Origin of the sequence: Ancylobacter aquaticus (assembly GCF_004339465.1) — a bacterium.
Classification (GTDB): Bacteria; Pseudomonadota; Alphaproteobacteria; order Rhizobiales; family Xanthobacteraceae; genus Ancylobacter; species Ancylobacter aquaticus.
The window spans coordinates 276,454-292,783 of the sequence record NZ_SMFY01000003.1 but is presented as its reverse complement, the minus strand read 5'-3'; the positions used below and the strand labels follow the sequence as shown (position 1 = coordinate 292,783).

At 67.9% G+C, this 16,330-nt stretch carries 14 protein-coding genes and 1 riboswitch; of the genes, 3 read left to right on the top strand and 11 right to left on the bottom strand.

Annotated features, from left to right (window positions below; all coding sequences use genetic code 11):
• Window position 1 precedes the first annotated feature (1 nt).
• Complete coding sequence (pdxR, locus tag EV667_RS17325; RefSeq protein ID WP_245516223.1) at window positions 2–1,567, top strand: MocR-like pyridoxine biosynthesis transcription factor PdxR; 1,566 nt, start codon at window positions 2–4, stop codon at window positions 1,565–1,567.
• A gap of 102 nt (window positions 1,568–1,669) precedes the next feature.
• Here pdxR and EV667_RS17320 read toward each other — a convergent pair whose 3' ends face one another.
• The 8 genes from EV667_RS17320 to EV667_RS17285 form a co-directional block, all read right to left on the bottom strand.
• Window positions 1,670–2,683 carry an ABC transporter substrate-binding protein gene (locus EV667_RS17320; RefSeq protein ID WP_131836596.1) on the bottom strand — a complete coding sequence of 338 codons (1,014 nt, stop codon included), beginning with the start codon at window positions 2,681–2,683 and terminating at the stop codon, window positions 1,670–1,672.
• Window positions 2,684–2,713: 30 nt separating this feature from the next.
• Entirely contained in the window at window positions 2,714–3,502 is a 789-nt protein-coding gene (locus tag EV667_RS17315) for an ABC transporter permease (RefSeq protein WP_165901651.1), read from the bottom strand.
• Window positions 3,503–3,504: 2 nt separating this feature from the next.
• Entirely contained in the window at window positions 3,505–4,398 is an 894-nt protein-coding gene (locus EV667_RS17310) for an ABC transporter ATP-binding protein (protein WP_245516222.1), read from the bottom strand.
• 9 nt (window positions 4,399–4,407) lie between these two features.
• Entirely contained in the window at window positions 4,408–5,352 is a 945-nt protein-coding gene (locus tag EV667_RS17305) for a hydroxymethylglutaryl-CoA lyase (protein ID WP_131836594.1), read from the bottom strand.
• Window positions 5,349–6,599: a CaiB/BaiF CoA transferase family protein gene (locus EV667_RS17300; RefSeq protein WP_131836593.1), complete on the bottom strand. Its 1,251-nt coding sequence runs from the start codon at window positions 6,597–6,599 to the stop codon at window positions 5,349–5,351. Before EV667_RS17300 ends, EV667_RS17305 begins: the two co-directional genes overlap by 4 nt.
• Before the next feature lie 154 nt (window positions 6,600–6,753).
• Window positions 6,754–9,036: a TonB-dependent receptor gene (locus EV667_RS17295; protein ID WP_245516221.1), complete on the bottom strand. Its 2,283-nt coding sequence runs from the start codon at window positions 9,034–9,036 to the stop codon at window positions 6,754–6,756.
• A 112-nt stretch (window positions 9,037–9,148) separates the two neighbouring features.
• Complete coding sequence (locus EV667_RS17290) at window positions 9,149–9,511, bottom strand: DUF2946 family protein (protein ID WP_131836592.1); 363 nt, start codon at window positions 9,509–9,511, stop codon at window positions 9,149–9,151.
• A 177-nt stretch (window positions 9,512–9,688) separates the two neighbouring features.
• Window positions 9,689–10,366, bottom strand: coding sequence for an energy-coupling factor ABC transporter permease (locus EV667_RS17285; RefSeq protein ID WP_131836591.1), 678 nt, complete (start codon window positions 10,364–10,366; stop codon window positions 9,689–9,691).
• Between the two features lie 35 nt (window positions 10,367–10,401).
• Window positions 10,402–10,640: riboswitch (cobalamin riboswitch) on the bottom strand.
• Between the two features lie 304 nt (window positions 10,641–10,944).
• Between EV667_RS17285 and EV667_RS17280 the strand changes: the two genes are divergently transcribed.
• Complete coding sequence (locus EV667_RS17280) at window positions 10,945–12,225, top strand: ATP-binding protein (RefSeq protein ID WP_131836590.1); 1,281 nt, start codon at window positions 10,945–10,947, stop codon at window positions 12,223–12,225.
• Window positions 12,222–12,761 (top strand): response regulator transcription factor, encoded by a 540-nt coding sequence (locus EV667_RS17275; protein ID WP_131836589.1) that lies wholly within the window; start codon window positions 12,222–12,224, stop codon window positions 12,759–12,761. The genes EV667_RS17280 and EV667_RS17275 overlap by 4 nt, the downstream gene beginning before the upstream one ends.
• Before the next feature lie 131 nt (window positions 12,762–12,892).
• Here EV667_RS17275 and EV667_RS17270 read toward each other — a convergent pair whose 3' ends face one another.
• Genes EV667_RS17270 through EV667_RS17260 form a run of 3 tightly spaced genes read right to left on the bottom strand, consistent with a single transcriptional unit; the run spans window position 12,893 to window position 16,299 of the window.
• The gene (locus EV667_RS17270) at window positions 12,893–14,158 is read right to left on the bottom strand and encodes an SAM-dependent methyltransferase (protein WP_131836588.1); all 1,266 of its coding nucleotides are present in this window, start codon (window positions 14,156–14,158) and stop codon (window positions 12,893–12,895) included.
• Window positions 14,159–14,170: 12 nt separating this feature from the next.
• On the bottom strand, window positions 14,171–14,953 hold the full coding sequence (locus EV667_RS17265) for a DUF1365 domain-containing protein (protein WP_131836587.1): 783 nt from the start codon (window positions 14,951–14,953) through the stop codon (window positions 14,171–14,173).
• Window positions 14,950–16,299, bottom strand: a complete 1,350-nt coding sequence (locus tag EV667_RS17260; RefSeq protein WP_131836586.1) for an NAD(P)/FAD-dependent oxidoreductase — start codon at window positions 16,297–16,299, stop codon at window positions 14,950–14,952. Before EV667_RS17260 ends, EV667_RS17265 begins: the two co-directional genes overlap by 4 nt.
• Window positions 16,300–16,330 lie beyond the last annotated feature (31 nt).

The window sequence follows — 16,330 nt, the reverse complement described above, 5'->3', positions numbered from 1 at the left end:
CGTGTTGCTCGATGCGCTGGGCCTGAAGCTCGAACGCCGGCCGGATTCACCGCTGTACCGGCAGATCCATGAGGGGCTCGCGGCGGAGATCGTCGCGGGGACGATCAAGCCCGGCCAGCGGCTGCCCTCGACGCGCGATCTCGCCCAGTCGCTCGGCGTCTCGCGCAACACCATCATGCTGGCCTTCGAGCAGCTGGCGGCGGAGGGCTATCTGGAAGGCCTGTCGGGCTCGGGCACCTATGTCTCGCGCGAGCCGCCGGCGGAGGTGATCGTGCCGGCGGCGCCGCGCATCAATCCCGCCATCCGCGCGGCCGGCAGCCTCGACCGCAGCGCCGAGATGGAGGTGGCGATCGAGGCGCCGGAAGACATGCCCGCCGCGTTCGGCGGCGCCCTTGCCCACGCGCCGCGCACGCTGCGCCACATGCGCCGCCCGGTGACGTTCCGCTCGAATTTCCCCGCGCTCGACGCCTTTCCGGTGCAGCTCTGGGCCAAGCTCGCCGCCGACCTCTACCGCCAGCTCGATCCCGACACCGCCAACCATCTGATGGGCGAAGGCGATCCGCAGGGCTATGCGCCGCTGCGCGAGGCTATCGCCCGCCACGTCTCCTCCGGGCGCGGCATCGAATGCTCGGCCGACAACGTCATCGTCTTCGCCGGCGCGCAGCAGGCCATCGACCTCGCCTGCCGCCTGCTGCTGATGCCGGAGGACGAGGTCATTTGCGAAGACCCAGGCTATGACGGGATCTACGCCTCGACCATCGCCACCGGCGCCACCCCGGTGCCGGTGGCGGTGGACGCAGACGGGCTCGATGTCGATCGCGCCCTTGCCCGCGCACCCCATGCGCGCATGGCCTATGTCTCGCCCTCCAAGCAATTCCCGCTCGGCATGTCACTGTCGCTGGAGCGGCGGAAGGCGCTGGTCGACTGGGCCGAGCGCACCGGCGGCTGGATCATCGAGGACGATTACGACAGCGAGTTCCGCTATGCCGGCCGGCCGCTGCCCGCGCTCTACGCTCTGGATCGCGGACGCCACGTGCTCTATCTCGGCACCTTCAGCAAGACGCTGTTCCCCGCCCTGCGGCTCGGTTTCGCCATCGTGCCGGGGCCGCTTGTGGAATCGTTCGTGTCGGCCCGCACCGTGGTCGGGCGCTATTCGCCGATCCTCGAACAGGTGCTGGTCGCCCGTTTCATGCAGGAAGGCCATTTCGCCAGCCATGTGCGCAAGATGCGCAAGCTCTATGCGCAGCGCCAGGCGCATCTGCTGGCGCGCGTGGGGAGCCGTCTCAGTTCGTTCATGAGCGCCCAGCCCACCGACACCGGCATGGAAATCGTCGCCCGCCTCGCGCCCGGCCTCAGCGCCCAGGCGCTGGCGCGCGCGGCGGCGCGGGCGGGGCTGGAGATCATGCCGCTCTCGGCGCTGGCGCGGCATCCGGAGACCGATGTCGACGACTACATCACGCTCGGCTTCAGCCCTTTCGCGCCAGCCCAGATCGACGCCGGGGTGGAACGGCTGCGCAAGGTGCTGGTGGAACTCGCCGGCGGCGCCGTGCCGGCCACCGCCGCGTGAGGGAAAGGCCGGCGGGCCGGCCCTTCCGGGAAAGGCCGGCGAACCGGCCCTTCCCTCGACCTCAGCGCTACTGCCCCTTGGCCTTGGCGAGGCAACAGGGCTCTATTGGCCCTTCGCCTTGGCAAGGAAGGAGCCATCGAAGGTCTTCGACAGGTCGATCTTCGCCGGGTCGATCTTCGGGTCGGTGGTGGTGATGAGGTTCAGCGCGCTCTTCATGCTCGCCTCGTTGATGTTGCCATCGGTCGAATAGGATTCGCGCGAGGCGTTGAACGCCTTGATGTAGAGGGCCTTGTCGCCGAGCCAGTATTCCTGCGGCACGGCCGCCGCCACTTCCTCGGGCGTCGCCTTCTCCAGCCATTTCAGCGTCTTGTAGAAAGCGTTGGTCATGGCCTGCACGGTATTCGGGTTGGCCTTGATGAAGCTCTCCTTGAAGTAGAGCACCGCCGCCGGGTTCTGGCCACCGAACACCGCTTCGGTGCCGGCAGTGGTGCGGGTGTCGACGAGGATCTTCAGTTCGCCCATGTCCTGCAGCTTGGAGATGACCGGGTCGAGATGCGAGATGGCGTCGATTTCGCCCTTCTGCATCGCCGCCACCGCCGAGGCCCCGCTGCCGACGCCGATGAAGGAGGCGTCGTCGGCCGACATGCCGTTCTTCATCATCAGGTACTGCACGAGGATATAGGTGGAGGAGCCCGGCGCGGTGACGCCGATCTTGGCGCCCTTCAGGTCGGCGACCGATTTGATGGTGTCCGCCTTGCGCTTGCTCACCCCGACGACGATGCCGGGATAGCGGCCAAGGTCGATGACGGCGCGGATGTCCTGCTTCTTGTCCTGCATGCGGATCGTGTGCTCATAGGCGCCCGCCACCGCGTCCACCGAGCCGCCGATCAGCGCCTGCAGCGATTTCGAGCCGCCGCCGAAATCGTTGATCTCGACGGTCAGCCCTTCCTCCTTGAAGTAGCCGAGCCGTTCCGCCAGCGTCAGCGGGAGATAATACAGCAGCGGCTTGCCGCCGACGCCGAGCGTCAGGTTCGGCTTCTCGATCTCGCCGGCCTTTGCGGCACCGAGGGCGGGAATGAGCAGGCATGCCGCCAGCAGCAGGGTACGCATCTTCATGGCACTTCCTCCCGTTTGTTGTCGTTGAGTTCAGTTCTGTTCGCTCGCCGCCTGCGGGCGCCACACCAGCAGGCGATTTTCCACCCGCGTCACGAACCAGTCGATGACGAGCACGAAGGCAGCGAGGATGAACATGCCGGCAAACACGCCGGTTACGTCGAACACCCCCTCCGCCTGATGGATGAGATAGCCGAGCCCCGCCGCCGAGCCCAGATATTCGCCCACCACCGCACCCACCAGCGCGAAGCCCACCGCCGTGTGCAGCGAGGAGAACATCCACGACATGGCGGAGGGCCAGTAGACGTTGCGGAAAAGCTGGCGCTCGTTCATCCCCATCATGCGCGCATTGGCCAGCACGACGGGGCTCACCTCCTTCACGCCCTGATAGACGTTGAAGAACACGATGAAGAACACCAGCGTCACCCCCAGCGCCACTTTCGACCAGATGCCGAGGCCCAGCCACAGCATGAAGATCGGCGCCAGCACCACGCGCGGCAGCGCGTTGACCATCTTCACATAGGGGTCGAACACCGCCGCCACCACCGGCTTGCGGGCGAACCAGAAGCCGATGACGACGCCGCCCACCGAGCCGATGATGAAGGCCAGCACGGTCTCGGTCAGGGTGATCCAGAGGTGCTTCCAGATGGTGCCCGAGACGAACAGCTCGACCACCCTGGAGAGCACGTCGAGCGGCTTGGAAAAGAAGAACTCGGGCAGCAGGTAGTCGCCGCCGATCGGCACCGTGGCGCCGATGTGCCAGATGGCGAGCACCACCACGGCGACGAGGATCTGCAGGAAGAGCAACTTGACGGGGTGCAGCTTCATGAGGTGGCCTCCACGCCGTCCATGTCGTCGCCATACGTCTTGGCGACCTCGGCCTTGAGCTGGTTCCAGATCATCCGGTGCAGCGCGTGGAAGCGCGGGTCGAGCCTGATCTCGGCCGCGTCGCGCGGTCGGGCGAGGTCGATCGGGTAGTCGCCGATGATCCGCGCCTCCGGCCCGGCGGACATGATGACGACGCGGTCGGACAGCGCGATCGCCTCTTCGAGGTCATGGGTGACGAACAGCACCGCCTTGCGGTCCTGCGCCCACAGCCGCAGCAGCAGCGTGCCCATGATCTGCCGCGTCTGCGCGTCGAGCGGGCCGAAGGGCTCGTCCATCAGCAGGATCTTCGGCTGGCGGATCAGCATCTGGGCCAGCGCCACGCGCTTCCTCTGGCCGCCGGAAAGCTCGTGCGGGTAGCGCTCGGTGAAGCGGGCGAGGCCCACCCGCTTCAGCCAGTCCTGCGCCTGCGCCACCGCCTCGCCCCGGCGCATCCCGCCGATCTCCAGCGCGATCGCCACATTGTCGAGCGCCGTCTTCCACGGCATCAGCGCGTCCTGCTGGAAGAGGTAGCCGGCCCGCGCATTGAGGCCCACCAGCGGTTCGCCGAAGATCGACACCGTGCCGCCCGCCGGCGCCAGCAGGCCCGCCGTGGCGTTGAGCAAGGTGGACTTGCCGCAGCCGGTGGGGCCGACAATGGCGACGAACTCGCCCTCGTTCACATGCAGCGAGGTCGGCGCCACCGCGTTGAACACCGGCCGTCCCTTGACGGCGAAGCTGATGGCGATGTCGTCGAGCGCCACCGCCAGCGGACCGTCCGAAATCGGGCGTCCCGCCTGCGCCGTTTCGGCAGGTGTCGGCTTTCCGGCGGCGTCGATGAGCTGTCCTGCCATCCTGTCGTCCTACTGGGCGGCGCGCAGAGGCGCCGGCACGGGGTGAAGATCGCCGCTGCGCCCGGCCTTGGCGACCTGTCCGGGAATGTCGTGGCCGAGCAGCGCCGGCAGGCTGCGCGCCAGCGCAAGCAGGGCGGACAGGTCGACCCCGGTGTCGACGCCCATCTCGTCCAGCATGTGGACGAGGTCCTCGGTGGAGATGTTGCCGGTGGCTCCCGGCGCGAAGGGACAGCCGCCAATGCCGCCCAGCGAGGCGTCGAAGCGGTCTGCCCCCGCCTCCAGCGCCGCCAGCGCATTGGCGAGACCCATGCCGCGCGTGTTGTGGAAATGCAGCGTCAGCGGCACCGCGCCGAACCGCCCCTTGAACGCGCTCACCAGGGCGGAGACCTGGCGCGGATTGGCCATGCCTGTCGTGTCGGCCAGCGTCACCGAATGCAGCCCCGCCTCAAGATAGGCCTGCGCCAGTGCGAGCACCTTTTCCGCCGGCTGCATGCCCTCGAACGGGCAGCCGAAGGCGGTGGCGATCGAGCCGTTGAGGCTCGTTTGCGTGCCGGTCGCCAGCGCCGCGATGGCGCGGAAACCGTCCAGCGACTGCGCGGTGGTCATCCGCATATTGGCGAGGTTGTGGGTCTCGCTCACCGACAGGACGAGGTTCAGCTCGTCCATCCCGGCCTCCAGCGCCGCCTGCGCACCGCGCAGGTTCGGCACCAGCGCGACATAGGTTACTTCAGGCCACCGCCTGATGGCGCGCGCCACTTCCCGCGCATCGGCAAGGTTGGGCACGGCGCGCGGCGAGACGAAGGACGTCACCTCGATCTTGGCGACGCCGGTCTGCGACAGCGCGTCGATGAGCGCGACCTTGTCCTCGGTCGGCAGAAAGCGCGGCTCGATCTGCAAGCCGTCGCGCGTCACCACCTCCTGGACGAACACGCGCGGGGGAGGGCCGGCCCTCATGCGGGCTCTCCCGCCGGAGCGTCCGGCGCCTGCGCGACCGCCCCCGCCGCGACCAGCGCCGCGATCTCTTCCTCGCCATAGCCGAGCGCAGCCAGCACCGGCGCCGTGTGTTCGCCAAGCCGCGGCCCGACCCAGTTCACCGCGCCGGGCGTGGCGGAGAGCTTGGGCACGATGCCGGGCATCTTCACCTCAAGCCCGTCCGGCAACGTGGAAGGAAGGATCATCTCGCGGGCGAGATATTGCGGGTCGTCGACAATGTCGGCCACCGAATAGATCCGTCCGTTCGGCACCTCGGCGGCATCGAGCGCCGCCGTCACCTCGTCCAGCGAATGCCGGCGGGTCCAGGCGGTGATCGCGCCGTCGATCTCCTCGACACGCGCCACCCGCCCGTCATTGGAGGCGAGGCTGGGGTCTCCGGCGAGGTCGTCGCGCCCGATCGCCCCCATCAGCCGGCGGAAGATGCCGTCGCCATTGCCGGCGACGATCACATAGCTGCCCTCGGCTGTCGGGTAGGAGTTCGAGGGTGCGATGCCCGGCAACGCGCCGCCCGAACGGGTGCGGACGAAGTCGAAGGCGTCGAATTCGGGAACGAGGCTTTCCATCATGTTGAAGACGCTCTCGAACAGCGAGACGTCCACCACCTGTCCGGTGCCGCGCCCGGACTTGATGTGCAGCAGCGCCATCAGCGCGCCCATCACCGCGTGCAGGGCGGCGAGCGAATCGCCGATGCTGATGCCGGTGCGCGCCGGCGGCCGGTCCGGCTCGCCCGTCGTGAAGCGCATGCCGCCCATCGCCTCGCCCACCGCGCCGAAGCCGGGCCGCTCGCGATAGGGCCCATCCTGGCCGAAGCCGGAGATGCGCACCATGACGAGGTTGGGGTTGATCGCCTTGAGCGCCTCCCAGCCGAGGCCCCAGCGCTCCAGCGTGCCGGGGCGGAAATTCTCGATCAGCACATCGGCGTCGCGCACAAGGCGGCGCACCACCTCCTGCCCCTCGGGCAGGCGCATATTGATGGCGACGGATTTCTTGTTGCGCGACTGGAGGTACCACCAGAGCGAGGTGCCCTCATGCAGCTTGCGCCATTTGCGCAAGGGGTCGCCCTCGCCGGGCGCCTCCACCTTGATGACCTCGGCGCCGAACTCCGCCATCAGCCGCGCGGCGAAGGGCGCGGCGATGAGATTGCCGAGTTCGATCACACGGATGCCGCTCAGCGGCCCCTCCACGGGACCTTGCCGGGAAGCTTCCATCGCAGGCGCTCCTCACACGTCGTTTTTTCGTTCTATCGGCCGAAAGCGACCGTGGGTCCACCCCTCTTTAGGCAAAGACGGCGGGCGAGGCCAGCCGCCACGCCTCGCCCCTGCGGCGCCGGCCGGGCGCGCGAGGCCCGGCCGGCGGGGTTTCTCAGAACGACACGGTCAGCCGGGCGTTGACCGAGCGACCCGGTCCCGCCACGCCATAGCCCCAGGCCGGCGAGGTGCCCATCATCGACGACACCTGGTAGTTCACCAGATTGGCGCCGCCGAGCGGCAGGTCGTACTCGGTGTCAAAGACGTTCTCGATGCCGAGGTCGAGCTTGATCGGTCCCTGCTGGTAGCTGGTGCGCAGGTTGAACAGCGCATAGGCGTCCGTCTCCAGCTCGTTATGCACCTCGCTCACCTCGGTCTTGGCGCCGACCAGCTGCACCTCGGCAGTCGTGGTCCAGTCGCCGAGGATGTGGTCGAGCGCCAGCGTCGCGTTGACTGGCATGATGTGGTACAGATTTACCCCATCGACCCGCTGCCCGCGCACGAAGTTCAGATTGCCGCGGAAGACGCCGCGGCCATAGGTCGGGTTCTCCCAGAGGTTCAGCCGCCCGTCGATGTTCACGCCATAGAGATAGGCGTCGTCATTGGCGAACTGCAGATAGACGAACCCCTCGGTGGCGGTGAGGTTGTCCGGCAGGCTGGCGAGGCACCCCGGCAGGGCGCAGCGGCGCACGTCGATATAGTCCTCGACATAGCTGGCATAGGGCGAGACGCGAAATTCCCATGCCTGGCGCACCGGGTCGCGCCAGGTGGCGGTGAGGCTCGCCGTGTGGGCTTTTTCCGGCTCCAGGTCGATATTGCCGACATAGCCGTTGCCGTCGCCGAACCAGCCGATCATGCTCATCGCCATGGCGTTGGTCGACCATGAATAGCGCTCGTAGAGATTGGGCGAACGGGTCTTGCGGGCGAAACCGAAATCCAGCTGCCGCGCCTCGTCCGGCTGGTAGCGAAGGATCGCCGAGCCGTCGATGTTGATGTCGGTGCGGGCATGGTCCAGCGCGTTGAAGGCGGCGGCTTCCGCGCCGTACATCATCGCGTTGTAGCCCTGCACGTCGCCGGTGTTCATCCACACCACGTCGCTGCGCGCGCCGAGAATGGCGGTCCATTCCTGCGAGAGCACGCGCTCCCACTCGGCAAACACCCCGACGCGCAGGCGCTGGCCGTCATTGATGTTCCAGAACGTGTCCGGGCCCATCATCATCGAGCCCTCGACGGGGGGCCACCAGTCGTCGAGCTGGTTGTAATACAGCTCGTTGCCGAGGCGCACGATGTCGATGCCGGTCGGCTCCAGCGTGGCCCTCACCCGGTAGCCCATGTCGCTGGACTGCGTGTCCATCGGCATGTCGCCGGTCTTGTCAGGGGCGATGAAGCCCATGGTGTGGCGCACATTGTTGTAGAAGGCGTTGGCTTCCAGCTGGCCCCACTCAAAGTTCTTCTCAAGCGTTCCGTTGACGAAGAAACTCTTGTTGTCGACCATGTCCATGTACTGGTTGACATAGCCTTGGTACGGAATGAACTGCCCGCCGAGCTGGAAGGTCACGAGGCCGTCGTCAAGCTTGCGCGACAGGCTCAGGGCGTGGTTCTGCGTCTCGTACAGGGTGGATTTGATGGTCGTGCCATCGCCCGACGTGTAGTCGTCGGCCTGCACCCAGCCGCCGGTGTAGTTGACACTGCCGACATCGTTGGCGGCGTTCAAATTCACGTCGACGCCGACCACGTTGCCATTGCTGCGGTAATAGCCGGAGACGCTGCCGGAAAAGACCACCTCCGGGCTGTCGGTAAAGGTCGGGGGCGCGACGCTCACGTCGATGCGCGCGCCAGTATAGTCGCCGCCCAGGCTCACCGGCGCGGTGCCGGAGTAGACCTTGACCTGCCCGATCATCGCCGGGTTCACATAGGAGAGTGGCGGATTCATCATGTTCGGGCAGGCCGGGCCGAACAGCATGCCGTCGATCGACACCTGCACCTGGTCCGCGCTCATGCCGTTCACCGCCGGCAGGCTCGACACCCCGCCCGCCCCCCAGGAGGCGCCACCCGGAACGGCGTCGATCAGCGAACCGGAATCGCTGGTCCACAGCGTCGCGTTATTGGCCTCGATGGCGGAGATCGTCCCGGTATCGGCGGGCACGAAGCTTTCATAGGAAATACCCAGCGGCCCCAACCGGGCGACGCTGTCGGCCGGGCGAACCACGGTGACGGTCGGCAACTGTTCGTCGCTCGCGCCGTCGGGCACCGCGCCCTGCGCGTGCGCGGTCGCGACCAGTGCGGGAAGGCACAGCAAGGCGAGGGCCGGGCCGGTCAGCGCCGTCGAGCGGCGCAGCAGGGGGCGACAGGGAGAACGCCATGACGGCGTGCGGGAAGAGGGAATCGGGGGCTGCATGGCGTTTCCATCGGTCTGCGGAACGCACCTACCGGTCGGCACGCCAGACAGGCGCCCCCGTTCGGTGGTTCCGGTTTTTCAGAAGAGGGCGCTGCGCGAAGCGGCGCCGTGGTCAGACGATAGAAAGCGCCCGCGGCGGCCCGCGCGGATGATGCGCGGAGCGGGCAAAGGAAACGGGACGCGGGGCGCGGATATCCGGCGCCCAGACGGCCGGCAGGGCGGGCCGCACCATCGCCTCCCCCGCCTCGATCAGCGGCGGCAGGATGGCATTGAGACGCAGCGTGCAGAGCGGACAGTGGGGAACATGGGCCCCACCCCCGTCATCCGTTCCAGGAAAGGTCGATGCGGCGCCGCTGAGGCAGATCGCGTGGACAGAGGGGGAGAGTGGGTCGCCCGCAGCGCGTCCGGCGAAGACGCTGGCGAGCAGCAATTGCAGGACGAGCGCATAGGCCAGCGCCAGCGCAAGCGCGCCCACGCCAAGCCCATACCGTCTTGAAACCCCTGCCATTGCGACGATTCCCCCGGCGGATCATGGCAGTCCGCCGGGGGCTCGCACAGGGCTGACGAAAGCCTGACCCCTGGACAGTTTGTCCAAGGGCCCGACGGTCAGGACGGGGTACCCGGGAGGCGCGCGGCCTCCCGGCTCAGGGCGTCACGCCGCGTCGTAGAGGCGCCGCTCGAACAGCGGTGTCCCGCGCAGCCCACTGAGCGCCTTGGCGGCGGCCAGCACGGCGAGGTCGACCAGCGGCTCGACGATGATGACCAGCATGTAGGCGGCGCCGAAGGAGAAGATCGACGAGGCGTTCTCCACGGTGAAGCCGTGGCCGTAAAACGCCCAGAACGCCACCCACACCACGATTCCGGCCTGGTAGGTGGTCGAGAGCGCCAGCGCCTGCCGGTACTTCAGCTCCACATAGGGCGTGGCGGGCGCGATGATGCGGCCCGCCAGCGCGGTGAGCGCGAACAGCGGCACCAGCAGGGTGGTGACGTTCATGCCGTATTGCGGCAGGTCGAACGGCGCGAAGAAGATGCCCTGCAGCGCGAGGCCGGCCGCCAGCCCGATGGCCGCCGGTGCGACGCCGAAGATAAGAAACAGCGTCGAGCCAAGGATGAGATGCACCTCGGAGACGCCGACCGGGTGGTGCGGCAGCATCTCGAAGAAGCAGAAGACGAGAGCGGTCGTGAACAGGCTGCGGACGACGAGCGAGACGACGCCGCGCTCGCGCATCGCGTCGGCCGCGAGCTTGAGCGTATAGGCGCCGGCACCGGCCGCCGTCACATAGCTGAGCCAGATCTTTCCTTCGGCCACGAGGCCGGGTTCGATATGCATGATGTTCTCCTGTGCCGTCTCACCCGACGGCGCGCATGGGATTCATCCACATGGCCGGTCTCCTGACTCGCGGGTCACGGCATGCCTTCCGCCTTCCCGGTCCTCGCCCTTCGGGGCTCGTTCCAGTGGCTCGATGGAAGGCCGCTCGCCGCTTACAGTCGCGGGGGCGGTCGAGGCTTCGGGCGAGGGACCTCGCGGTCCATCGCGCCCTACCCCGTTCCCGTTTCATCCGGAAGGGTCTCCCCAGCCGGACACCATGAAGAATCGATGGGTGCATCGACAGCGGCATAAAACAGCGCCCTCTCACGGCGCGCAAGCGGCTCCCGCTCGCACGCGGCACCCCCGCCATGCAGGCAGGCGGAAATCGCAATCTCGAGGCGCGGCCGGCGCGCAGGGCCCGCCTTGGACAGAATGCCCAATCGGCCCCACGGCGTGCGCGTCCTAGAAGCGGCACACGGGTAAATCTGTGCCCGCGCCGCGCGCCGGCGTCGGGGCGGTTCCGGCGTTACGGCCACGGGCTGGACAAGGCCCCGAAACCCGCCCATTGGGCAGGCGATACGCGGCGGGAGACGTCAGGATTGGCTTTGGAATCGACCGGCGACGCGAGCGACAGGAAGAACCTGCTGCTGCTCATCCAGCTGCGCTGGATCGCGGCCATCGGCCAGCTTGTCACCATCTGGTTCGTGCATGTCGAACTCGCGATTGCCCTGCCACTGATCGAGATGCTGGCGGTAATCGCCTTTCTGGTCGGCCTCAATCTCGTAAGCTTGCTGCGCTATCGCCACCGCGAGCGGGTGACGAACACCGAGCTGTTCCTCGAATTGCTGCTGGATGTCGGCGCGCTCACCGTGCAGCTCTATCTCAGCGGCGGGGCGCTGAACCCGTTCATTTCGCTGTTCCTCCTGCAGGTCATCCTCGGTGCCATCCTGCTGGAGACGTGGTCGGTGTGGACGCTGGTGGCGATCACCAGCGCCTGCTTTATCGGCCTCACCGCCTTCCACCGCGATTTGCCGATGCCGCACAGCCATCTGGCCGGGTTCTGGAACCTGCACGTACAGGGCATGTTCATCTGCTTCGCACTGTCGGCCTGCCTGCTGGTGGCGTTCATCACCCGTATCAACGCCAATCTGCGCCGGCGCGACGCCCGGCTTGCCGAGTTGCGCCAGCAATCGGCGGAAGAGGAACATGTGGTCCGCATGGGGCTGCTGGCCTCCGGCGCGGCGCATGAGCTGGGCACGCCGCTCTCCACCCTCTCGGTCATCCTCAATGACTGGGAGAAGATGCCCGCGCTCGCCCGCAACAGCGAACTCGCGCAGGACATGACGGACATGCAGGCGCAGCTCGCCCGCTGCAAATCCATCGTCACCGGCATCCTGCTCTCCTCGGGCGAGGCGCGCGGCGAAGGCACCATCCGCACCGGCGTGCGCGCCTTTCTCGACGAGGCGGTGGCGGACTGGCGGTCGTTGCGGGCGCCTGTTGCCTTCGACTACGAGAACGCCTTCGCGCCCGACGAGCCCGTCATCTCCGACCTCGCCCTCAGGCAGGTGATCGTCAACGTGCTCGACAATGCGCTGGAAGCCTCGCCCCTCTGGGTCGGGCTGGTGGCGCGGCGCCAGGGCGACACGCTGTGCGTCGAGGTCAGCGACCGTGGCCCCGGCTTCCCCCCCGAATTCGCGGCGGAACTGGGAAAGCCCTACCGCTCCACCAAGGCGCGCGCCGGGGCCGGGCTCGGCCTGTTCCTCGTCGTCAACGTGCTGCGCCGGCTGGGCGGCGCGGTGGAAGCAGGCCGGCGGGCCGAAGGGGGCGCCTGCGTCCGGCTCACTTTGCCGCTCATCGGGCTTTCGGGAGGCCGGCCATGAGTTCTGCCCCCGCCGGCCCGCTGCTGATCGTCGAGGATGACGCCACCTTCGCCCGCACCCTCAAGCGCTCCTTCGAGCGGCGTGATTATGAGGTGACAAGTTGCGCCGGGCTGGCCGAGGTGGCGGCGCTGCTGGCGCACACCCGCCCGGCCTATGCGGTGGTCGACCTCAAGCTCGCCGGCGAATCCGGGCTCGACTGCGTGAAAGCGCTGCACGCCCATGACCCCACGATGCGGATCGTCGTGCTCACCGGCTTCGCCAGCATCGCCACGGCGGTGGAGGCGATCAAGCTCGGCGCCTGCCATTACCTGCCCAAGCCGGCCAATGCCGACGATATCGAAAAGGCGTTTGGGCGGGTCGAGGGCGATGTCTCGGTGCCACTGGCCGGGCGGCCGACCTCGCTGAAGAACCTCGAATGGGAGCGCATTCACGAGACGCTTGTCGAAACCGAGTTCAACATTTCCGAGACCGCGCGCCGGCTTGGCATGCACCGGCGTACGCTCGCCCGCAAGCTGGAGAAGCGGCAGGTGACGTAGGCAGGTGACGCAGGCATGTGACACGGCCGGCCGGACGACGCGAGGCTGCAGCGAAAAGCCCGATCGGCAGCCTGACATTGCAGCAGCGGCGGCAGCGTCCTCGGCAGTCGGCGGGCGCCCCCCCCCGACCCTCAGCCTTTCAGCCGGTACAGCCCGACATCGATGACGCCGGCGCGGAAGCCGCCTTCGCAATAGGCGAGATAATACTCCCACAGGCGCCGGAAATCGGCGTCGAATCCCAGCGGCTCGATCTGCGGCCAGGCCGCCAGAAAGCGCGCGCGCCAGTGCGCCAGCGTCTGCGCATAGCCGATGCCGAAGCATTGCGTTTCAACGAGTTCCAGCCCCGCCGCACTCGCGTGCTCGGTGATATGCGCCTTGGTCGGCAACATGCCGCCGGGGAAAATGTGGCGCTGGATGAAATCGGTGTTGCGGCGGTAGCCGTCGAAGCGGTCCTCGGCGATGGTGATGACCTGCAGCACCGCTGTTCCGCCCTCGTTCAGGCAGGCACGCAGCTTGGCAAAATAGGTCGGCCAGTAGGCTTCGCCCACCGCCTCCAGCATCTCGATGGAGACGACCCGGTCGTAACGGCTTGATACATCACGATAATCCTGCAGGCGCAACTCGGCGCGCTCCGCCAGCGCGGGATCGGCGGCAAGCATCGCCTGCCCGTAGGCGAGTTGCTCGCGCGACAAGGTGATGCCCGTCACCGTCGCTTCCGCACGTGCCAGTTCGGCGGCGAGAGCGCCCCAGCCACAGCCGATTTCGAGCACGCTCTGGCCGGGCTGGACCTCCAGCATGTCGACGATATGCGTCAGGCGGGCCTGCTGGGCCGCTTCCAGCGTCTGGCCGGGTTCGACGCGGATGGCAGAGGAATAGCTCATGCCCGCATCCAGCCACGCCCGATAGAACGCGTTGCCGAGGTCGTAGTGGAACGCGATGTTGCGGCGGCTGCCGGTCCGGGAATTGCGGCGCAGTCCATGGCGCAGCCGGTTCCACAGCCGCACCGGCCCCAGCGCGTCGATCCGCCCGGCGAGCACCGGCAGATTGTGGGCGGCAAGCTCGATGAGAACAGGCAGGTCCGGGCTCGACCAGTCGCCGGCGATGAAGGCGTCGGAGAACGCGATGTCGCCGCCGGTAACCAGCCGGCGCAGCGCGCGCCAGCGATGCAGCACCAGCGTCGCCTCCGGCCCGGGACGAGGCCCGCGCCCGATGAGGCGGCGGCCCTCGGGCGTCACCACAATGAGGCTGCCCACCGCCAGCTGGCGCAGCAGCCGCGCCAGCACCGCCTCGCGCCAGCCATGTCGCAAGCTGGTGCCACCGGCACGCGCGGCCGGCGCATCGCCTGTGCTGGGCACGTCGGTGGAGTGATGGGCAACGGTGTCGGCGTCACGCGGCATGCGGCTCTTTCCTCAGGGTCGGTGCGCGGGCGAAATGCTGACGGGCGAGTCGGGCGCCTTGGGGCGCGGGCGCAGGCCAACGCCCTTGGCCCAGATCCACAGCGCTTCCCAATGGATGCCGGCGATCACCTTCAGCGTCAGCAGCGGATAGCTCAGCATCGCCCGCAAAAGCTGGCGGTCGTTCAGGGGGCGACGGATGGCGGTCTGCACCGCGCTCAGCACCGGCCCCTCCGCGTCGCTGGCGAGGATGGCGATGCGCAGTTCCTCTCCGGGCGGGGTAACGCGGAAGGAATAGGTCAGGCCCATATCCATGAACGGCGAAACGTAGAAGCGCTTCTCCGCCTTCTGCCGCAGGGGGGCGAGCGCCCCCGCCGCGACCGGAATCAGGTAGGAATGGCGCTGGCCGAAGGTGTTGTGGACCTCGTAGAGCAGCGCCGCCAGCGACCCATCGCGCCGATGGCAAAAATAGACGCTCAGCGGATTGAAGGCGTAGCCGAACAGGCGCGGCAGAGTGAGCAGCCGGATCGCCCCGCCATCGGTCTCCAGCCCGGCGGCACCGAGCAGGCGCTCCACCTGCGCCTTGAGCGGTCCCGCCTCGGGATCGGCATAATCGCGGTCATGAAAGCTGAACACGTTGAAACGGTTGCGCGAGAACAGGCGCAGCTTCGCGTCCAGCCCGGCCACTTCGTCGAGGTCGAGCAGCAGCGAGAACAGGCGATAGGCCAGCCGGTGCCGGCGCGGCTTCAGCCGCACATGCATCACCGAGCCGGCATAGAGCGCCGAGGCCTCGCTCATGTCACGCGCTCCGGTCGGCGCGTCCCGGCGCTGTCGCGCGGCAGGGCGATGCGGCCGGATTCATCTGCCACCGTCCATGGACGCCGTACTCCGCCCAGCGCCTCGGCTACCGCAAGACCGGCCTGCAACCCGTCCTCGTGGAAGCCGGCGCCGAAATAGGCGCCACAATACCACACCCCGCCCTCACCCTGCAGCGACCAGAGGCGCTCCTGAGCCGCCATCGCCCCGCTGTCGAACAGCGGATGCTCATAGCTGGCGCGGTAGAAGACGCAGGCCTCCTTGGGCGGCTCCACCGGGTTCAGCGTGACGAAGAGCGGCCGGTCCTGCCGCAGGTCCTGCAGCCGGTTCATCCAATAGGTGACGCACAGCTTTTCGCCGGCGCGCCTGTCGGCAAGGTAGTTCCACGCCGCCCACGCCGCCCGGCGTCGTGGCATCAGCCGGGTATCGGCATGCAGCACCGCCTCGTTGCGGCTGTAGCGGAAGGCACCGAGCAGGTTCCGCTCCCCCGCGCTCGGGCCCTCCAGAAGGGCGAGCGCCTGATCGGCATGGGTGGCGATGACCACATGATCGAATCGCCGCTCATCGCCGGAGGCGTCGATAACGCTCACGCCGCCCGCCCCGCGGCGCACCGCCCGCACCGGCCCGCCGGCAATGACGCGGCCGCCAAAATCCGCGCGCAAGGCCGCGACGTAGCTGCGACTGCCGCCCGTCACGGTGCGCCAGACCGGGCGATCAGTCAGCTGGAGAAGGCCGTGATTGGCGCAGAAGCGCACGAAGGCCGCCACGGGATAGCGCCCGACATCGGCGGCCGGCGTCGACCAGATCGCCGCCGCCATCGGGTAGAGGTGATCGTGGCGGAACGCCGCTCCGTAGCGATGGGCATCGAGATAGGCGTCGAGACTCTCATCGCCCATGCCGGCCAGATCGCGCGGCGCGTTGCGGTAGAAGCGCAACAGGTCGGCCAGCATCGCGGCGAAGCGCGGCGAGGCGAGATTGCGCGGCTGGGCGAACAGGCCGCGCAGCCCGGAACCGGAATATTCCAGCCGGCCGCCATCCAGCGACACCGCGAACGACATTTCTGAAGCCTGCGTCGCCACGCCGAGATGGGCGAACAGCGCGGTGAGGTTGGGATAGGTCTTCTCGTTGAAAACGATGAAGCCGGTATCGACCGCGACGCCCTGCGCCATCACCGTGTTGGAATGGCCGCCAAGCCGATCCTCGGCCTCGAACAGCGTCACGTCGTGGCGCTTGGCGAGCAGCCAGGCTGTGGACAGGCCCGAGATTCCAGCACCGATGACGGCGATGGAAAGCGGCGAGCCGGGCACGAAGTCCTGACGAATGTTCATGGCCGGTTACTCATGGGCACAGAAAATCCAG